The organism is Lysobacter arseniciresistens ZS79, assembly GCF_000768335.1.
GTDB lineage: Bacteria > Pseudomonadota > Gammaproteobacteria > Xanthomonadales > Xanthomonadaceae > Novilysobacter > Novilysobacter arseniciresistens.
This window is the reverse complement of the sequence record NZ_AVPT01000003.1, coordinates 172,142-187,415: the sequence shown is the minus strand read 5'-3', so window position 1 is coordinate 187,415 and position 15,274 is coordinate 172,142. Positions and strand designations below refer to the sequence as shown.

Below are 15,274 nucleotides of genomic sequence, written 5' to 3'. Positions count from 1 at the left end.
AGTAGGGAAACTGGAAGACATAAGGCGTTAGACCGTCGTGGAGAGGCCATGAAGCATCAAGCACAGTGGAGACGAGCGGGTCTCGTTCTCGTAGTTTTGGGCTTCTTCTCTTGGACAACTTATCTGCGTGTTGGCCAAGAGCGCGGAATCGTCCACTACCTGCTGAAGAATGGATTTAACTCTCTTGCTGCGCTATCTATTTCGGTTGGAGTAGCAGCTGTTATCGCTGTTCATCTCTACAGAAAGAATAGGTAGTGGTGGCCGGCCGCAGGTCTAACAGATCATCCAAACCGCGGCCGCTTCGCGGCTCGCCTTGATTCTAGTGTTGGACCAATGCCCCCCCCGGCTCGTACCTGGCGCACTGATCCCCGGAACTGATCGCCCCCCCCTGGCGGCGCACCGGATTATTCCGACCCCGCGCCCGGACACAGGATGATCCCTTCCGCTATGGCGACGTGACAGGCTCTCCCTGTCGATGCCGCGACGCCCTCTCCTTCCCGCGCGCATCCCTCAAGGACGAGGCCATGTCGCTCCCGAAACTCCTGCTGTCACTCTGCCTCGCCGTCGTCCCGGCGGTCTGCGTGGCCGCCACGCCGCCGCGGGTGATGCTCGCGAGTACCTACGAGGCCGGGATCGCGGTCGACGAGTACTGGGTCAGCGAGAAGCTCGACGGCGTGCGCGGGCGCTGGGACGGGCAGCGCCTGTGGACGCGCGGCGGGCAGCCGATAGCCGCGCCGGCGTGGTTCACCAAAGGCTGGCCCGCGACGCCGATGGACGGCGAACTGTGGCTCGGGCGGGGCCGGTTCGAGGACGTGAGCGTGCTGGTCCGGCTCGGTACTCCGGACGCCCCGGCCTGGCGCGGCCTGCGCTTCATGGTGTTCGACCTGCCGGCGCATGGCGGCCGTTTCGGCGCGCGCGTCGAGGCGATGCGGTCATTGCTGGGCAAGGCCGCGGTGCCGTGGCTGCAGCCGGTAAAGCAGTACCGGGTCGCGGATGCCGCGGCGCTGGACCGCATGTTCGACGCTGTCGTCACCGCCGGCGGTGAGGGATTGATGCTGCACCATCGCGACGCGCGTTACGGCGCCGGCCGCAGCGAGTGGCTGCTGAAATACAAACCCTACGACGATGCCGAAGCGCGCGTGGTAGGGCATACGGCGGGCACCGGCAAGTACACCGGCATGCTCGGGGCGCTGGTGGTCGAGCGGCCGGACGGGTTGCGGTTCCGGCTCGGCAGCGGTTTCAGTGATGCGCAGCGCGCGGACCCGCCGCCGCTGGGAGCGTGGGTGACATACCGCCACAACGGACTGACGACCAACGGCGTGCCGCGGTTTGCACGGTTCCTGCGGGTACGGCATGAGTTTCCGCCGCCCGACCCCGAAGGCTGAAACCGGTCTGGCGCCTAGCTCCGCGCCGGGCCGCCGCCCAGCAGCGCCTCCAGCACGGCCATGCGCGCCGCGACGCCGTTGCTCACCTGCCGCAGGACCAGCGACTGCGGGCCATCGGCGACCTCGTCGGTGATCTCGATGCCGCGGTTGATCGGCCCGGGGTGCATCACCAACGCGTCCGGCCGCGCACGCGCGAGGCGCCGGGCATCGAGGCCGTAGTCGCGGTGGTACTCGTCGATCGACGCAACCAGCCCTTCGTCCATCCGCTCGCGCTGCAGCCGCAGCATCATGATCGCGTCGACCCCTTCCAGCGCGGCGTCGAGGTCTTGGCTGACGGTGCAGCCGTCGAGGGTGGCGTCGTCGGGCAGCAGCGCGCGCGGGCCACAGACGCGGACCTCGCCGGTACCGAGCGCGTGCAGCGCATGCAGGTCGGAGCGCGCCACCCGCGAGTGCTTCACGTCGCCGACGATCAGCACCTTCAGCCCGCTGAAGTCGGCGCCCTTGGCCTGGCGCAGGGTCAGCATGTCGAGCAGGCCCTGGGTCGGGTGGGCGCTGCGGCCGTCGCCGGCGTTGACCAGCGCCGTGCCGGGCGCGGCGGCCTCGGCCAGCGCAGCCACGGCGCCGTCGTCCTGGTGGCGGATGATGAAGCCGCGCACGCCCATCGCCTCGATGGTGCGCAGGGTGTCGCGCGCGGTCTCGCCCTTGCGGGTCGACGAGGTGGAGACGTCGAAGTTGAGTACGTCCGCGCCGAGCCGCTGGGCCGCCAGCTGGAAGCTCAGGCGGGTCCGGGTGGAGGGTTCGAAGAACAGCGTGCAGACCGCGGTGCCCGCCAGCACCGCGCGGTCGTCGTGGCCGTCGGCGTAATGCGCGGCGCGGTCGAGCAGCGCTTCCAGCTGCGCGCGCGGCAGGCCCTCAAGCGTCAACAGGTGGGCGAGCGAAGGGGTCGGACTGTCGGCGGTCATGCGGGTGCTCAGGCGGGCGTGATGGAGGGTGGCGGGAGCCGGTCGATGTCGACCGCGTTGTCGGGGGCGGTCAGCCAGCGCTCGACGATCACCGCGGCGGCGACGGCGTCCAGCGCATCGGCATCGCGGCGGCGCTTGCGGCCGCTGGCGCGATCCGCGGCGAAGCGTTGCGCCGCTTCGATCGAGCTGGCGCGCTCGTCCACCAGCACCACCGGCAGCCGGTAGCGCTGGCGCAGTTCGCGGGCGAAAGCGTGGGCACGCGCGCGGGCGGGCTGGTCGCCGTCGTCGAGGGTGAGCGGGTCGCCGACCACCAGGCCGTCGGGCCGCCACTCCTTGAGCAGGCGGTCCAGCGCCACCCAGTCGGGGCCGTGGCCGTGCACGTCGATCACCGCCAGCGCGCGGGCGCCATGGCCGAACGCGCTGCCGACCGCGACGCCGGTGCGGCGCGCGCCGACGTCGAAGCCGAGCACGGTGCCGTCGCGGCGTATGCCCGACCCCTCGCTGGTGCCGATGGCGCTCATGCGTGGCCGGAGTAGTCGGCCAGGTGGGCGAAGTCGACCCCGATGCGCCCCGCCGCGGCCTGCCAGCGTGCATCCAGCGGCAGGTCGAACAGCAGCTCGGCGTCGGCCGGCGCGGTCAGCCAGTCGTTGTCGGTCAGCTCCTGCTCCAGCTGGCCGGCGCCCCAGCCGGCGCAGCCGAGCGCGACGATCGCGTTGGCCGGGCCGTCGCCGGTCGCCATCGCCTCGAGGATCTCGCGCGAGGTGGTCAGGAACAGCGAATCGGTGATCGCCAGCGTCGAGTCCCACTGCATGCCGCCGTCGTGCAGCACGAAGCCACGCTCCGGGTGCACCGGCCCGCCGGCCAGCACAATCTGCGCCTTCATCGCGTCGCTGCCGCCGTCCACGCCCATCTGCCCCAGCACCTCGCCGAGGGTGTACTCCGACGGCCGGTTGACGACGATGCCCATCGCGCCGTCCTCGTCGTGTTGGCAGATCAGCGCGACGCTGCGCGAGAAGTTGGTCTCGGCGAGCGACGGCAGCGCGATCAGCAACTGGTTGGCCAGCGGAGTCGGGGTCGGATTCATGGGCGGCATTCTAGCCCGCGCCATGCGAGCGGTCCGTTCAGGCGGCCGGTTGCGGGCGGGCTGGCGAGCGGAGATGATCATCGGCCGGAACCATCCGACTGCACGGGTTCCCAGGGGAGGCGGGCACCGTGCCGAACACCGGCGTCGACAATCGGGAACGATGGCACCTGCCCGCGCTGGGCGTGACGATCATCGCGATCGTGCTGCTGCCCTTCGCGTTCCTGGCCGATGTGCTGGGCGACAGCGCCGAGGCGGCGCTCCAGGTGGACCACACGCGCCGGGTGGAAACCACGATCTACGCGCTCACCTACGACATCCGCAACAACGAGGCGGCCCTGCTCGCGCTGGTGTCGGGCATCAACACGCCGCTGATCCGCGCCCGCCTGGCAGAGAGCACCGCCCGCATCCCCGCCGGCTTCAAGACACTGGCCGAGCTGACCCGCGACGACCCCGACCAGCAGCTGCGCGTGGGCGAGCTCAAGGGCCTGCTGGAGCGGCGCGCCGCCTTCGTCGACGACCTGCTGGCCGACACCTCCGACGGGATTCCGGCCGAGGTCGGCGAGATCGTCGTGCGCTACCCGGTCCGCGAACTGACCGACCAGATCCTCGCCAAGGAGTCGCAGCGGCTCAAGGTCCGCCGCACGCGCGCCGACCGGCTGCGGCAGCAGGCGGAATGGCTGATGTGGGCGACGATGTTCGCCCAGCTGCTGCTGTTCGGGCTGGTGGTCTGGCTGTCGCAGCGCCACTCGCGCCGGCGGCTGGAAAGCGAGCGCGATTCGCGCCGGGCCAACGCCCGCGCCCTGTCGGTGCTGCAGACCGTGCGCGAGCCGATCGCGCTTGTCGACGAGCGGCGCCACGTGATCATGCACAACCGCGCCTTCGCCGAACTCTACGGCGACGCAGCCGGCGACGGCGACGAGGACCTGCGGGGCCAGCCGCTGGCGGAGGTCGGCGGCGGCGCCTGGAGCGATGCCGCGGTGCTGCAGCGGCTGACCGACGTGCTCGTGCGCGGCCGCGAGCTGTGGGACTACGAACACCACCAGACCACCCGCGACGGCAGCGAGCGGGTGATGCTGCTCAACGCCCGGCGGATGCCCCTGCCCGACCGCGACGACCGGGTGGTGCTGCTCACCATCAGCGACATCACCGCGGCCAAGGCGACCGAGAACCGCATCCGCGAGCTCAACCAGCAGCTGGAGGGCAAGGTCGAGCAGGTGTCGGACGTCAACCGCGAGCTGGAGGCCTTCAGCTACTCGGTCTCGCACGACCTGCGCGCGCCGCTGCGGCACGTCGCCGGTTTCGCCGACAAGCTCGGCCGCCACCTCGGCGACAACGCGGACGACAAGTCGCGCCACTACATCGACGTGATCGGCAGCTCCGCGCGCCGCATGTCGACCCTGATCGACGACCTGCTGGTCTACTCGCGGCTGGGCCGCAGCGCGATGCGGCTGCAGGCGGTCGACATGCAGTCGATGGCCGCCGAGACCCGCGCGATCCTCGACGCCAACGCCGAGGCCGACAGCCCCGGCCGCCGGATCGAGTGGCGGATCGCGCCGCTGCCGATCCTGGTCGGCGACGAGAACATGCTGCGCCAGGTCTGGCTCAACCTGCTGGGCAACGCGGTCAAGTACAGCGCGAACCGCGACCCGGCGGTGATCGAGGTCTCGCACCAACGCCTGGACGATGGCAGCCACCACTTCAGCGTGCGCGACAACGGCGCCGGCTTCGACATGCAGTACGCCGGCAAGCTGTTCGGCGTGTTCCAGCGCATGCACAAGGCGTCCGAGTACCCCGGCACCGGCATCGGCCTGGCCAGCGTCCGCCGCGTGCTGATGCGCCACGGTGGCAAGATATGGGCCGAAGCCGAGCCCGACGCCGGCGCGACGTTCCACTTCACCCTTCCCGCCACGCTCGACCCCAACCAGAAGCAGGAACCCCGCACATGAGCAGCAACATCCGCACCATCCTGCTGGCCGAAGACAGCCCCGCCGACGCCGAGATGGCGCTCGACGCGCTGCGCGAGGCGCACCTGGTCAACCCGGTGGTGCACGTCGAAGACGGCGTCGAGGCGATGGACTACCTGCTGCGCCGCGGCCCGTGGGCCGACCGCCCCGAGGGCAATCCGGCGGTGCTGCTGCTGGACATCAAGATGCCGCGCATGGACGGCCTGGAAGTACTGCAGCGCATGCGCGAGGACGAGTCGCTGCGGCGCGTCCCGGTGGTGATGCTGACCTCGTCCAGCGAGGAGAGCGACCTCGCCCGCAGCTGGGACCTGGGCGTCAACGCCTACGTGGTCAAGCCGGTCGACGTCGACCAGTTCTTCAGCGCGGTCAAGACGCTGGGGCAGTTCTGGGCCGTGTTCAACGAGGCGCCGGCCGAGTGACGCCGCGGAGCCGCCCGTGCCTGCGCTGAGGATCCTGCTGGTCGAGGACTCCGCCGACGACGCCGAGCTGCTGGCGATCGAGCTGGCGGACGCGGGCATCGAGGCCAGCTGGCTGCGGGTGGACCGCGAGGCCACCCTGCAGGCGGCGCTGGTCGAGGGCGGCTACGACCTGGTGGTGTCCGACCTCGGCCTGCCCGGCTTCGACGGTGTGGAGGCGCTGCAACGGGTCCGTGCGGCGGCGCCGGGCGTGCCGTTCGTGTTCTGCTCGGGCGCGCCGGTCGAGTCGCTGACCGCCGAGGCCGCGCTGATGGCCGGCGCCGATGCCTATGTGTGCAAGGACGCGCTGGCCCGCATGCCGCCGACCATCCGCGCCCTGCTGCAACGCACCGGGTCGCCCTGCCCCGCCTGATCCGCGCATCCGGGCCGCTGGCGTAGGATGGCTTCCGCCCGACGCCCCGCCGAGAGACCGCGATGCCTTCGACCCGCCCGAACGCCCGTCCGCGCCTTCACGCCCTCCTGCTGGCCTGCACGGCGGCACTGGTCGCGGGCTGCCAGCCGCCGGCCCCGGCGCCCGCCGAATCGACCGGCAACGCCGCGCAGGCGCCCACCGACCCCGGCGCCTACGCCCGCGAACACGCCGACGACTACGCCGTGGTCCGGCTCGACGCCGACCTCTCTGCGTTCGACGCCCGCGGCCGGCGGATGATCGCCACGCTGGTCCAGGCCGCGCAGGTGATGGACGACCTCTGGTGGCGGCAGTCGTGGGACGGCGACCGCGAGGCACTGCTGCAGCGCGCGCCGGACGACGCCACCCGCGAGCTGGTGCGGATCAACTTCGGCCCGTGGGACCGGCTCAACGAGGACACGCCGTTCATCGACGGCGTCGAGCCGCGGCCGCCGGGCGGGACGTTCTACCCGGTCGACATGAGCAAGGCCGCGTTCGAGGCCGCCGACCTGCCCGCCAAGACCTCCGCCTACACCCTGCTGCGGCGCGAGAACGGCGTGCTTGTGACGGTGCCCTACCACGAGGCCTACCGCGGGGACCTCGAGCGCGCCGCCACGCTGCTGCGCGAGGCCGCCGACCTCAGCGACGACGAGAGCTTCGCCGGTTACCTGCGCATGCGCGCCGATGCCCTGCTGAGCGACGACTTCCGGCCCAGCGACATGGCCTGGATGGAGATGAAGACCAACCCGGTCGACATCGTGATCGGCCCGATCGAGACCTACGAGGACCAGCTGTTCGGCTACAAGGCCGCCTACGAGGGCCTGGTGCTGATCAAGGACCAGGCCTGGAGCGAGCGGCTGGCGCGCTTCGCCGAATTCCTGCCGGCGCTGCAGAAGGGGCTGCCGGTGGACGACGCCTACAAGGCCGAGACGCCCGGCTCCGACGCCGACCTCGGCGCCTACCAGGCCGTCTACTACGGCGGCAGCGCCAACGTCGGCGGCAAGACCATCGCCATCAACCTGCCCAACGACGAGGTGGTGCAGCTGGCCAAGGGCACCCGCCGGCTGCAGCTGGAAAACGTCATGCAGGCCAAGTTCGACCGGATCCTGGTGCCGATCGCGAAGGTGCTGATCGCCGAGGACCAGCTCGAGCACGTCACCTTCGACGCGTTCTTCGGCAACACCATGTTCCACGAGGTCGCCCACGGGCTGGGCATCAAGAACACGCTCGACGGCAAGGGCACCGTCAGCGACGCGCTGAAGGAGTACGCGTCGAGCTTCGAGGAGGGCAAGGCCGACATCCTCGGGCTGTACATGGTCGACGCGCTCGGCCGGCAGGGCGAGCTGGACGGCGGCGAGGCCGGCGAACCCGACGTCGCCACCTCCACCGACCAGCGCCTGATGGACAGCTACGTGACCTTCCTGGCCGGCATCCTGCGCTCGGTGCGGTTCGGCGCCAGCGACGCCCACGGCAAGGCCAACATGCTGCGCTTCAACTACTTCGCCGATGCCGGCGCCTTCACCCGCGACGAGGCCACCGGCCGCTACCGGGTCGAGTTCGAGGCGATGCGCGAGGCTATGAACAAGCTCAGCGCCAAGCTGCTCACGGTTCAGGGCGACGGCGACTATGCCGAGGCCCGGCGGATGACCGACAGCCTCGGCGTGGTGAAGCCGGAACTGGAAGCCGACCTGCGCCGGCTCGACGCGGCGGGCATACCGATCGACGTGCGGTTCGAGCAGGGGCTGGACGTGCTGGGGCTGTAACGCCGGACGCGGGCGCGGCCCACGGAGCCGCCGCTCAGCGAAGCTCCGCCACCTCGACGCCGTCCAGACCGGCCGACAGCGTCTTCGCGTCGCCACCCTGGGCCAGCTTGATGCGCAGGCGCACCTCGTTCTGCGAGTCGGCGTAACGCAGCGCGTCCTCGTAGCTGATCTCGCCGGCCTGGTACAGCTCGAACAGGGCCTGGTCGAAGGTCTTCATGCCCAGCTGCACGGATTCCTTCATCACTTCCTTGAGCTTGTGGATCTCGCCGTCGCGGATGTAGTCCTGCACCAGCGGCGTGCCGAGCAGGATCTCCATCGCGACGCGCCGGCCCTTGCCGTCCGGGGTCGGCACCAGCTGCTGCGCGACCACGCCCTTGAGGTTCAGCGACAGGTCCATCAGCAACTGGTTGCGCCGGTCTTCCGGGAAGAAGTTGATGATGCGGTCCATCGCCTGGTTGGCGTTGTTGGCGTGCAGTGTGCACAGCACCAGGTGGCCGGTTTCGGCGAAGGCGATCGCGTGGTCCATGCCCTCGCGGGTGCGCACCTCGCCGATCATGATCACGTCCGGCGCCTGGCGCAGGGTGTTCTTCAGCGCGGCCTCCCAGCTGTCGGTGTCGATGCCGACCTCGCGCTGGGTGATGATGCAGCCCTCGTGCTTGTGCACGAACTCGATCGGGTCCTCGATGGTGATGATGTGGCCGGTCGAGTTCTGGTTGCGGTAGCCGATCATCGCCGCCAGCGAGGTCGATTTACCCGTACCGGTGGCGCCGACGAAGATGATGATGCCGCGCTTGGTCATCGCCAGCGTCTTGATCACCGGGGGCAGGTTGAGCTCCTCGATCGTCGGGATTTTCGTCTCGATCCGGCGCAGCACCATGCCGACCTGGTTGCGCTGGTAGAAGCACGACACGCGGAAGCGGCCGACGCCGGCGACGCCGATCGCGAAGTTGGCCTCGTGGGTCTTCTCGAACTCCTCGCGCTGCATCGGGTTCATCACGTTGAGCACGAGGTCGCGGCTCTGCTGCGGCGTCAGCGGATTCTGCGTGATCGGCTGCAGCTTGCCGTTGACCTTCATCGACGGCGGCATGCCGGCAGTGATGAACAGGTCGGACGCCTTCTGGTGCGCCATGAGCTTCAGGAACGAGGTGAAGTCGATGCTGCCCGGCGCCGCGGCGGTCGGAGAGTTCGGGGCGTTCTGGCCTGGGGTGTTCGGAGTCGTGCTCATTACCGTGTTTCCTCTCGCAACCGCGGGCATCCGCGGCCGATGGCGGTCGCCTGGTTCAGTCGAACAGGCGCTTGTCCTTGGCGTACTCGCGGGCCTGCGGCTTGAGGATCAGGCCGCGCTTGACCAGGTCCTGCAGGTGCTGGTCCAGGGTCATCATGCCGGCCTGCTGGCCGGTCTGGATCGCCGAGTACATCTGCGCGACCTTGTCCTCGCGGATCAGGTTGCGGATGGCCGGGGTGCCGACCATGATCTCCCACGCCGCGGTGCGGCCGCCGCCGACCTTCTTCAGCAGCGCCTGCGAGATCACCGCGCGCAGGCTTTCCGACAGCATCGAGCGCACCATCGGCTTCTCGCCGGCAGGGAACACGTCGATGATGCGGTCGACGGTCTTGGCCGCCGACGAGGTGTGCAGGGTGCCAAACACGAGGTGGCCGGTTTCCGCGGCGGTCAGCGCGAGACGAATCGTCTCCAGGTCGCGCAACTCGCCGACCAGGATGTAGTCCGGGTCCTCGCGCAACGCCGAGCGCAGCGCCTCGTTGAAGCCGTGGGTGTCGCGGTGGACCTCGCGCTGGTTGATCAGGCACTTCTGCGAGGTGTGCACGAACTCGATCGGGTCCTCGACCGAGAGGATGTGCGCGTACTCGTTCTTGTTGATGTGGTCGATCATCGCCGCCAGCGTGGTCGACTTGCCCGAGCCGGTCGGGCCGGTCACCAGGATGAGCCCCTGCGGCTGGTCGATCAGCTCCTTGAAGATCCGCGGCGTGCCGAGGTCCTCCAGCGACAGGATGTCCGACGGAATGGTGCGGAACACCGCGCCGGCGCCGCGGTTCTGGTTGAACGCGTTGACGCGGAAGCGGGCCAGCCCGGGAATCTCGAACGAGAAGTCGACCTCGAGGAACTCCTCGAAGTCGCGCCGCTGCTTGTCCGACATGATGTCGTAGACGAGCGCGTGCACCGCCTTGTGGTCCAGCGCCGGGATGTTGATCCGGCGCACGTCGCCGTCGACCCGGATCATCGGCGGCATGCCGGCCGACAGATGCAGGTCGGATGCCTTGTTCTTGACCGAGAACGCCAACAGCTCGGCGATATCCATGCGTGCTCCCCCGCACTGCGATGATGGTGTGCCCGCCGGCGCCGATGCGCCCGACCATGCACGGGATTGCCCCTGCCCGGCAGTATAGCCCCCGATCCGCGGCCCCGATGCAGGCCGGTGTCACAGGTTTCCGGTCGCACCGGCGGCCTTGCCGGCGCCTCGCTGAACCGGTTCCGGAACCTGTCCGGCGGCGCCGCGTGCCGCCCGTCCGGCTGAACGCGAATCCCCGTGTTGGCGGAACGCGGCCACCGCCCCCGACCGGCCAGCCCCGGCCTGCGACGGGCGTCACGCCGCACGCCCTCTTACACTGGGCGTTGATCCTGAAAGAGGCACCCCCGATGGCCAACGCACCTGTCCAGACCGACACCCCCGTGATCGCCTTCATCGGCGGCGGCAACATGGCGCGCAGCCTGATCGGCGGGATGATCGCGCGCGGCGCCGACCCGGGCTGCGTCCGGGTGGCCGAGCCGGTGGAGGCGCTGCGCGGGGCGCTGGCCGCGGATTTCGGCGTGCGCTGCTTCGCCACCGCCGCCGAGGCCGTCGACGGCGCCGCGGTCTGGCTGCTGGCGGTCAAGCCGCAGGTGATGCGCACGGTCTGCAACGAGCTGGCGCCGGTGGCCCAGGCGACCCGTCCGGTGGCGATCTCGGTCGCCGCGGGCATCACCTCGACCCAGCTGTCGGATTGGCTCGGCGGCGCCGTCCCGGTGGTGCGGGCGATGCCCAACACGCCGGCGCTGCTCGGTGCCGGCATCACCGGGCTGTTCGCCAACGCGCAGGTCGACGCGGTGCAGAAGGCGCAGGCCGGCGAGCTGGTCGAGGCGGTCGGGCCGGTGGTCTGGATCGACGACGAGGCGCAGATGGACGCGGTCACCGCGGTATCCGGCAGCGGCCCGGCCTACGTGTTCCTGCTGGCCGAGGCGATGCAGGCTGCCGGCGTGCGCCAGGGGCTGCCCGAGGCCACCGCGCGGCAGCTCGCCAGCCACACCCTGCTCGGCGCCGCACGGATGCTGACCGAACTGGACGAGCCGGCCGACGTGCTGCGGCGCAAGGTCACCTCGCCCAACGGCACCACCCAGGCTGCGATCGAGACCTTCGAGGCCGGCGGCCTGCGCGAACTGGTCGACCGCGCCATCGCCGCCGCCACCCGGCGCGGACGCGAGCTGTCCGCCGCCAACGATTGAGGAGCCACCGATGCGCATCCCCCGGATTTCCGTTCACCGCGCCGCACGCCTGTTCGTGCCGTCCCTGCTCGCCGCCACACTGCTGCTGGCCGGTTGCGACGCTGCGCCGCCGGCCGCGACCGACGCACCGGCAGCACCGCGCGAGGCGACCCTGCAGGTCGGCGACGCCACCGTCCGGGCCACGGTGATGCAGACCTCGACCCTGGACGACACCGTCGCCGCGCGCTACGGCATCGAGCGCGGCGAGGACGTCGTGATGCTGCTGGTCGGCGTGCGCGAGGGCCCCGAGATGCAGGAGGTGTCGGTGCCGGCGGTGGTCACCGCGACGGCGACCGACCTGCGCGGCAACCGCCACCCCGTCGCGATGCGCGAACTGCATGCCGGCGACCTGGTCGACCATGTCGGGACGGTACGCGTGGACCTGCCGGAGACGCTGATGTTCGACGTGGAGATCCGGCGCGAGGGCGCGGCGCCGGCGACGATGCAGTTCAGCCGGGACTTCCCGGCGCGGTAGGCGCGGCGGCGGGCCGCCCCTGGAACCACAGGTCCCGCCTTTCGAGGAACTCAGGGCGTCCCGCGGAACTCCACGCAGCTCTTGCTTCGCTTGCCGGACTGCGCCGCCAGTTCCGCGCGGGTGGTTTCGAGCTGCTCGCGCCAGCGTCCGTCGGTGCCGCTGCCGGCCAGCGCGCGGGCGATGGCGGCAGCGGCTTCGGCGCGACAACCCAGCTCGCCCAGCACGCTGGCGTAGTTGTTGCCGAGCACGGCGTCGTCCGGCGCCAGTTGCAGCCCGCGGCGGTAGTGGCCGGCGGCCTGTCGCGTTTGCTGCGCGGCGTAGGCCTGGTTGCCGAGGGCGAGGTGGACGCGCGGGTCGTGCGGCCAGCGCTCCAGCGCCGCCGCGTAAGCGGGCGTGGCGGCTTCGGCACCGGCAACCGCCTCGAAATCGGCGACCGCGGCGAGGTAGCGCCCGGCATCGGCACGCGCCGGCAGCTCACCCGGCTCCAGCGCGAGCAGGCCCCAGCGGTCGGCCCAGTCCCAGGTGCGCAGGAACTTCGGCGCCGGCACCTCCAGCCCGCGCTCGGTGCCGCTATTGAGGATCACCCGGTTGTGCGCGGGCGCCATTCCGACCACCACCGCGTAGTGCCACTTCGGCACCGTCCGCACCAGCAGGTTCTGCAGCACCAGCACCGGGTGGCCGGCGCGGACCTCGGCCAGCAACGCGTCGGGGTCGCGCTCGATCTGGTACGGGATACGTCCGGCGCGGCGGGTCGCGGCGACCAGTTCCAGCTGCAGGCTGCCCTCGCGACCGGGCAGGTAGACCTGCGGCACCAGCGCCTCGGGGCTGATTGTCACGCCGCTGGCACCGAGCACGGTGGCCAGTGCCGCGGGGCCACACTGGTACTCGGTCTGCGGGTGGAACGGCACGTCCAGCAGCACCGCGGGCGCGGGCGTGTCGCCGCGTGCAAGCTTCCAGTCGGGGTTGATCGAGCAGCCGGCCGACAACAGCACGGCGGCGGCGAGCGCGAGGCCCGCCGCCGCCCTTGCCTTCGCCGTGGCCCGGACCCGCGTCCGCGCCGCGGGCATCACACCCGGTTGAAGATGTTGGTGACGCCGACCAGCTCCAGGATCAGCAGCACCAGGAACACCACGCCGATCACCGCCAGCGCGTCGCCGCCGGCCGGCAGGCGGTCGAGCTCGCCCTGCATCTGGACGAGTTCGGCGTCGCTGAGCGAGGCGATGCGTGCATCGGCGTCGGCCGGGTCGACGCCCAGCCGCTGCATCGCCAGGCGCACGTCGTCGCGCGCGAGCGACTGGCGGACCTGGGTCTCCTTGGCCGCGCGCAACTCGGCGGACAGCGCCTGCTGGGTGCTGATGACGCCGGCGGTCGCGGGGGTGACGACCATCGACAGCGTCAGTGAAACGACCAGCAGCGGGGTGACTACGAACCTGCGGAACATGGCGGACTCCCTCGTCTTGGACGGCGGAGGTATGCCACAGGCGGTGTGAAGGCACGCTCGTCGCGGTTCAGCCGCCGCGCTTCAGCCGTGGCGGACCGCCCAGTCGCGGATGACCGCGGCGATCGCGCCGACGCCGTCGGTCAGCGCCGCAGGGCCCGGTTGCAGGATCATCGGCGACTTGATCTCGTGCAGTTCGCCGTCGCGCACCGCCGGGATCGCGTCCCAGCCGGGACGGGCGGCGACCTTCCCGGGCCGGAACTTCTTGCCGCACCACGAGCCGAGGATGATGTCCGGCGCCCGGCGCACGACCTCCGAGGCGTCCTCGAGGATGCGCTGCTTCGCAAGCGATTCGACCGACCGCTCGGGGAACACATCGTCGCCGCCGGCTATCCGGACCAGTTCGGCGACCCAGCGGATGCCGGTGATGAGGGGCTCGTCCCACTCCTCGAAATACACCTTCGGCCGCCGCGGCAGCCGCGCGGCCGCTTCGGCGATGTGGTCGAGGCCGCGCTGCAGCTCGTCGGCATAGGCGTTGGCGCGTTCCGCCACGCCGACCAGCGCGCCGAGCCGGCGGATGTAGCCGAGGATGCCGTCGACGCTGCGGTGGTTGGCGATCCACACCTCGATGCCGTTGCGCACCAGCTCGGCGGCGATGTCGGCCTGGATATCGGAGAAGCCGACCACGAAGTCGGGTTGCAGTTTGAGGATTTCGCCGACCTTGGCGCTGGTGAAGGCGCTGACCTTCGGCTTCTCCTTCCGCGCGACCGGCGGCCGCACGGTGAAGCCGCTGATGCCGACGATGCGGTCCTGTTCGCCCAGCGCGTAGAGGGTTTCGGTCGGTTCCTCGGTCAGGCAGACGATGCGCCGCGGGCCGATCACGGGTACAGCATCCGCTTCGACCAGATGCCGGCGACGTCGCTTTCGTAGACGGTGCGCTCATGCAGGCGGTGGCCGCGCGCGTACCAGAACTCGATCGTCATCGGCCGCACGCGCAGGCCCGACCAGCGCGGCGGACGGGTCACGTCGCGGCCCTCGAACTCGCCCTCGACCTCGGCGATGCGCTCCTCGAAGCGCTGCCGGGTCTCCATCGTCTCGGACTGCTTGGACGCCCACGCTCCGACCTGGCTGCCGCGCGGCCGGCTGGCGAAGTAGGCGTCGGCCTCCGCGTCGGAGACCAGCTCGACCGGCCCCTCGATCCGCACCTGCACGCCTTCCTGCACGCGCGGCCAGTGGAACAGCAGCGCGGCCTGCGGGTTGGCCTGCAGCTCGCGGCCCTTGCGGCCGTCGAGGTGGGTGTAGAAGACGAAGCCGCGCGCGTCGTGCGCCTTCAGCAGCACCGTGCGCGCCGACGGGCGGGCATCGAGGCCGGCGGTGGCGACCACCATCGCGGTCGGGTCGGGCTCGCCGGCGGCGCGGGCCTGGGCGAACAGCTCGTCGAAGGTGGCGAGCGCGTCTTTGAGCAGGTCGGGAGTGTCCATCGGCGCATTGTCACCGGACGGCGGCGTGGCTGCACGCCGCGCGTCCGGCCAGGCGTCACTGGACGACGAAGGTCACCTTCATGTCGACCCGCCACTCGGTGATGTTGCCGCTGTCGTCGGTCACCACCTTGACCTCCTTGACCCACGCGCCCTTGATCCCCTTGACCGATTCGGCGGCCTTGCGCAGGCCGGTCTGCACGGCGTCCTCCATGCTCTTGGACGACGAGGCGTTGAGTTCGATGACCTTCGCGACTGCCATGGCGTTCTCCTTCTGTCGGTCCGGCCGCGGGCGCGGCCGGTGCCGGCCATGCTGGGACGGA

Annotated in this window: 18 protein-coding genes; 8 read left to right on the top strand and 10 right to left on the bottom strand. The window is 70.7% G+C overall.

The window, feature by feature from the left end:
• Together N799_RS15775 and N799_RS03220 are read left to right on the top strand one after the other, a co-directional pair.
• A partial coding sequence (locus tag N799_RS15775) for a hypothetical protein (RefSeq protein ID WP_203225020.1) occupies positions 1–255 on the top strand: 255 nt, incomplete at its 5' end.
• Positions 256–524: 269 nt separating this feature from the next.
• Positions 525–1,385 carry a DNA ligase gene (locus tag N799_RS03220; protein ID WP_036207700.1) on the top strand — a complete coding sequence of 287 codons (861 nt, stop codon included), beginning with the start codon at positions 525–527 and terminating at the stop codon, positions 1,383–1,385.
• 14 nt (positions 1,386–1,399) lie between these two features.
• Here N799_RS03220 and N799_RS03215 read toward each other — a convergent pair whose 3' ends face one another.
• Genes N799_RS03215 through N799_RS03205 form a run of 3 tightly spaced genes read right to left on the bottom strand, consistent with a single transcriptional unit; the run spans position 1,400 to position 3,431 of the window.
• Positions 1,400–2,347: an aspartate carbamoyltransferase catalytic subunit gene (locus tag N799_RS03215; RefSeq protein ID WP_036207697.1), complete on the bottom strand. Its 948-nt coding sequence runs from the start codon at positions 2,345–2,347 to the stop codon at positions 1,400–1,402.
• Between the two features lie 8 nt (positions 2,348–2,355).
• Positions 2,356–2,868: a Holliday junction resolvase RuvX gene (gene ruvX / locus N799_RS03210; RefSeq protein WP_052101134.1), complete on the bottom strand. Its 513-nt coding sequence runs from the start codon at positions 2,866–2,868 to the stop codon at positions 2,356–2,358.
• Positions 2,865–3,431: a YqgE/AlgH family protein gene (locus N799_RS03205; RefSeq protein ID WP_036207695.1), complete on the bottom strand. Its 567-nt coding sequence runs from the start codon at positions 3,429–3,431 to the stop codon at positions 2,865–2,867. The genes ruvX and N799_RS03205 overlap by 4 nt, the downstream gene beginning before the upstream one ends.
• A 128-nt stretch (positions 3,432–3,559) precedes the next feature.
• On the opposite strand from N799_RS03205, the gene N799_RS03200 reads away from it, so the two are divergent.
• The 4 genes from N799_RS03200 to N799_RS03185 all read left to right on the top strand — a co-directional run bounded on the left by N799_RS03200 (position 3,560) and on the right by N799_RS03185 (position 8,022).
• Positions 3,560–5,377 (top strand): sensor histidine kinase, encoded by a 1,818-nt coding sequence (locus N799_RS03200; protein WP_036207691.1) that lies wholly within the window; start codon positions 3,560–3,562, stop codon positions 5,375–5,377.
• Entirely contained in the window at positions 5,374–5,814 is a 441-nt protein-coding gene (locus N799_RS03195; RefSeq protein ID WP_036207688.1) for a response regulator, read from the top strand. The genes N799_RS03200 and N799_RS03195 overlap by 4 nt, the downstream gene beginning before the upstream one ends.
• A gap of 16 nt (positions 5,815–5,830) precedes the next feature.
• Positions 5,831–6,223 carry a response regulator transcription factor gene (locus N799_RS03190; protein WP_036207686.1) on the top strand — a complete coding sequence of 131 codons (393 nt, stop codon included), beginning with the start codon at positions 5,831–5,833 and terminating at the stop codon, positions 6,221–6,223.
• A 62-nt stretch (positions 6,224–6,285) separates the two neighbouring features.
• Positions 6,286–8,022 carry a dipeptidyl-peptidase 3 family protein gene (locus tag N799_RS03185; RefSeq protein WP_036207684.1) on the top strand — a complete coding sequence of 579 codons (1,737 nt, stop codon included), beginning with the start codon at positions 6,286–6,288 and terminating at the stop codon, positions 8,020–8,022.
• 34 nt (positions 8,023–8,056) lie between these two features.
• On the opposite strand, the gene N799_RS03180 is transcribed toward N799_RS03185, so the two are convergent.
• Both N799_RS03180 and N799_RS03175 read right to left on the bottom strand, forming a co-directional pair.
• Positions 8,057–9,178: a PilT/PilU family type 4a pilus ATPase gene (locus N799_RS03180; protein WP_036207839.1), complete on the bottom strand. Its 1,122-nt coding sequence runs from the start codon at positions 9,176–9,178 to the stop codon at positions 8,057–8,059.
• Between the two features lie 124 nt (positions 9,179–9,302).
• Positions 9,303–10,340: a type IV pilus twitching motility protein PilT gene (locus tag N799_RS03175; protein ID WP_036207681.1), complete on the bottom strand. Its 1,038-nt coding sequence runs from the start codon at positions 10,338–10,340 to the stop codon at positions 9,303–9,305.
• A gap of 338 nt (positions 10,341–10,678) precedes the next feature.
• On the opposite strand from N799_RS03175, the gene proC reads away from it, so the two are divergent.
• Together proC and N799_RS03165 are read left to right on the top strand one after the other, a co-directional pair.
• Positions 10,679–11,521: a pyrroline-5-carboxylate reductase gene (proC, locus tag N799_RS03170; RefSeq protein ID WP_036207676.1), complete on the top strand. Its 843-nt coding sequence runs from the start codon at positions 10,679–10,681 to the stop codon at positions 11,519–11,521.
• A 10-nt stretch (positions 11,522–11,531) separates the two neighbouring features.
• A complete protein-coding gene (locus N799_RS03165) occupies positions 11,532–12,035 on the top strand; it encodes a DUF4426 domain-containing protein (protein WP_052101131.1) in 504 nt (167 codons plus the stop codon).
• Between the two features lie 50 nt (positions 12,036–12,085).
• On the opposite strand, the gene N799_RS03160 is transcribed toward N799_RS03165, so the two are convergent.
• The 5 genes from N799_RS03160 to N799_RS03140 form a co-directional block, all read right to left on the bottom strand.
• Complete coding sequence (locus N799_RS03160) at positions 12,086–13,102, bottom strand: PA2778 family cysteine peptidase (protein WP_052101128.1); 1,017 nt, start codon at positions 13,100–13,102, stop codon at positions 12,086–12,088.
• Complete coding sequence (locus N799_RS15120) at positions 13,102–13,476, bottom strand: PA2779 family protein (protein WP_036207675.1); 375 nt, start codon at positions 13,474–13,476, stop codon at positions 13,102–13,104. The genes N799_RS03160 and N799_RS15120 overlap by 1 nt, the downstream gene beginning before the upstream one ends.
• Before the next feature lie 81 nt (positions 13,477–13,557).
• The gene (locus tag N799_RS03150; protein ID WP_052101165.1) at positions 13,558–14,352 is read right to left on the bottom strand and encodes a cobalamin-binding protein; all 795 of its coding nucleotides are present in this window, start codon (positions 14,350–14,352) and stop codon (positions 13,558–13,560) included.
• Positions 14,352–14,954, bottom strand: coding sequence for a pyridoxamine 5'-phosphate oxidase (gene pdxH, locus N799_RS03145; protein WP_036207670.1), 603 nt, complete (start codon positions 14,952–14,954; stop codon positions 14,352–14,354). Before pdxH ends, N799_RS03150 begins: the two co-directional genes overlap by 1 nt.
• A 55-nt stretch (positions 14,955–15,009) precedes the next feature.
• Complete coding sequence (locus N799_RS03140) at positions 15,010–15,213, bottom strand: dodecin family protein (RefSeq protein ID WP_036207668.1); 204 nt, start codon at positions 15,211–15,213, stop codon at positions 15,010–15,012.
• Between the last annotated feature and the right edge of the window lie 61 nt (positions 15,214–15,274).

What these genes read in the sequence shown, in the direction of transcription:
- N799_RS03220 (WP_036207700.1), top strand. Translation starts at nt 525, where the DNA reads ATGTCGCTCCCGAAACTCCTGCTGTCACTCTGCCTCGCCGTCGTCCCG.
- N799_RS03215 (WP_036207697.1), bottom strand. Translation starts at nt 2,347, where the DNA reads ATGACCGCCGACAGTCCGACCCCTTCGCTCGCCCACCTGTTGACGCTT.
- ruvX (WP_052101134.1), bottom strand. Translation starts at nt 2,868, where the DNA reads ATGAGCGCCATCGGCACCAGCGAGGGGTCGGGCATACGCCGCGACGGC.
- N799_RS03205 (WP_036207695.1), bottom strand. Translation starts at nt 3,431, where the DNA reads ATGAATCCGACCCCGACTCCGCTGGCCAACCAGTTGCTGATCGCGCTG.
- N799_RS03195 (WP_036207688.1), top strand. Translation starts at nt 5,374, where the DNA reads ATGAGCAGCAACATCCGCACCATCCTGCTGGCCGAAGACAGCCCCGCC.
- N799_RS03185 (WP_036207684.1), top strand. Translation starts at nt 6,286, where the DNA reads ATGCCTTCGACCCGCCCGAACGCCCGTCCGCGCCTTCACGCCCTCCTG.
- N799_RS03175 (WP_036207681.1), bottom strand. Translation starts at nt 10,340, where the DNA reads ATGGATATCGCCGAGCTGTTGGCGTTCTCGGTCAAGAACAAGGCATCC.
- proC (WP_036207676.1), top strand. Translation starts at nt 10,679, where the DNA reads ATGGCCAACGCACCTGTCCAGACCGACACCCCCGTGATCGCCTTCATC.
- N799_RS03165 (WP_052101131.1), top strand. Translation starts at nt 11,532, where the DNA reads ATGCGCATCCCCCGGATTTCCGTTCACCGCGCCGCACGCCTGTTCGTG.
- N799_RS03160 (WP_052101128.1), bottom strand. Translation starts at nt 13,102, where the DNA reads ATGCCCGCGGCGCGGACGCGGGTCCGGGCCACGGCGAAGGCAAGGGCG.
- N799_RS15120 (WP_036207675.1), bottom strand. Translation starts at nt 13,476, where the DNA reads ATGTTCCGCAGGTTCGTAGTCACCCCGCTGCTGGTCGTTTCACTGACG.
- pdxH (WP_036207670.1), bottom strand. Translation starts at nt 14,954, where the DNA reads ATGGACACTCCCGACCTGCTCAAAGACGCGCTCGCCACCTTCGACGAG.
- N799_RS03140 (WP_036207668.1), bottom strand. Translation starts at nt 15,213, where the DNA reads ATGGCAGTCGCGAAGGTCATCGAACTCAACGCCTCGTCGTCCAAGAGC.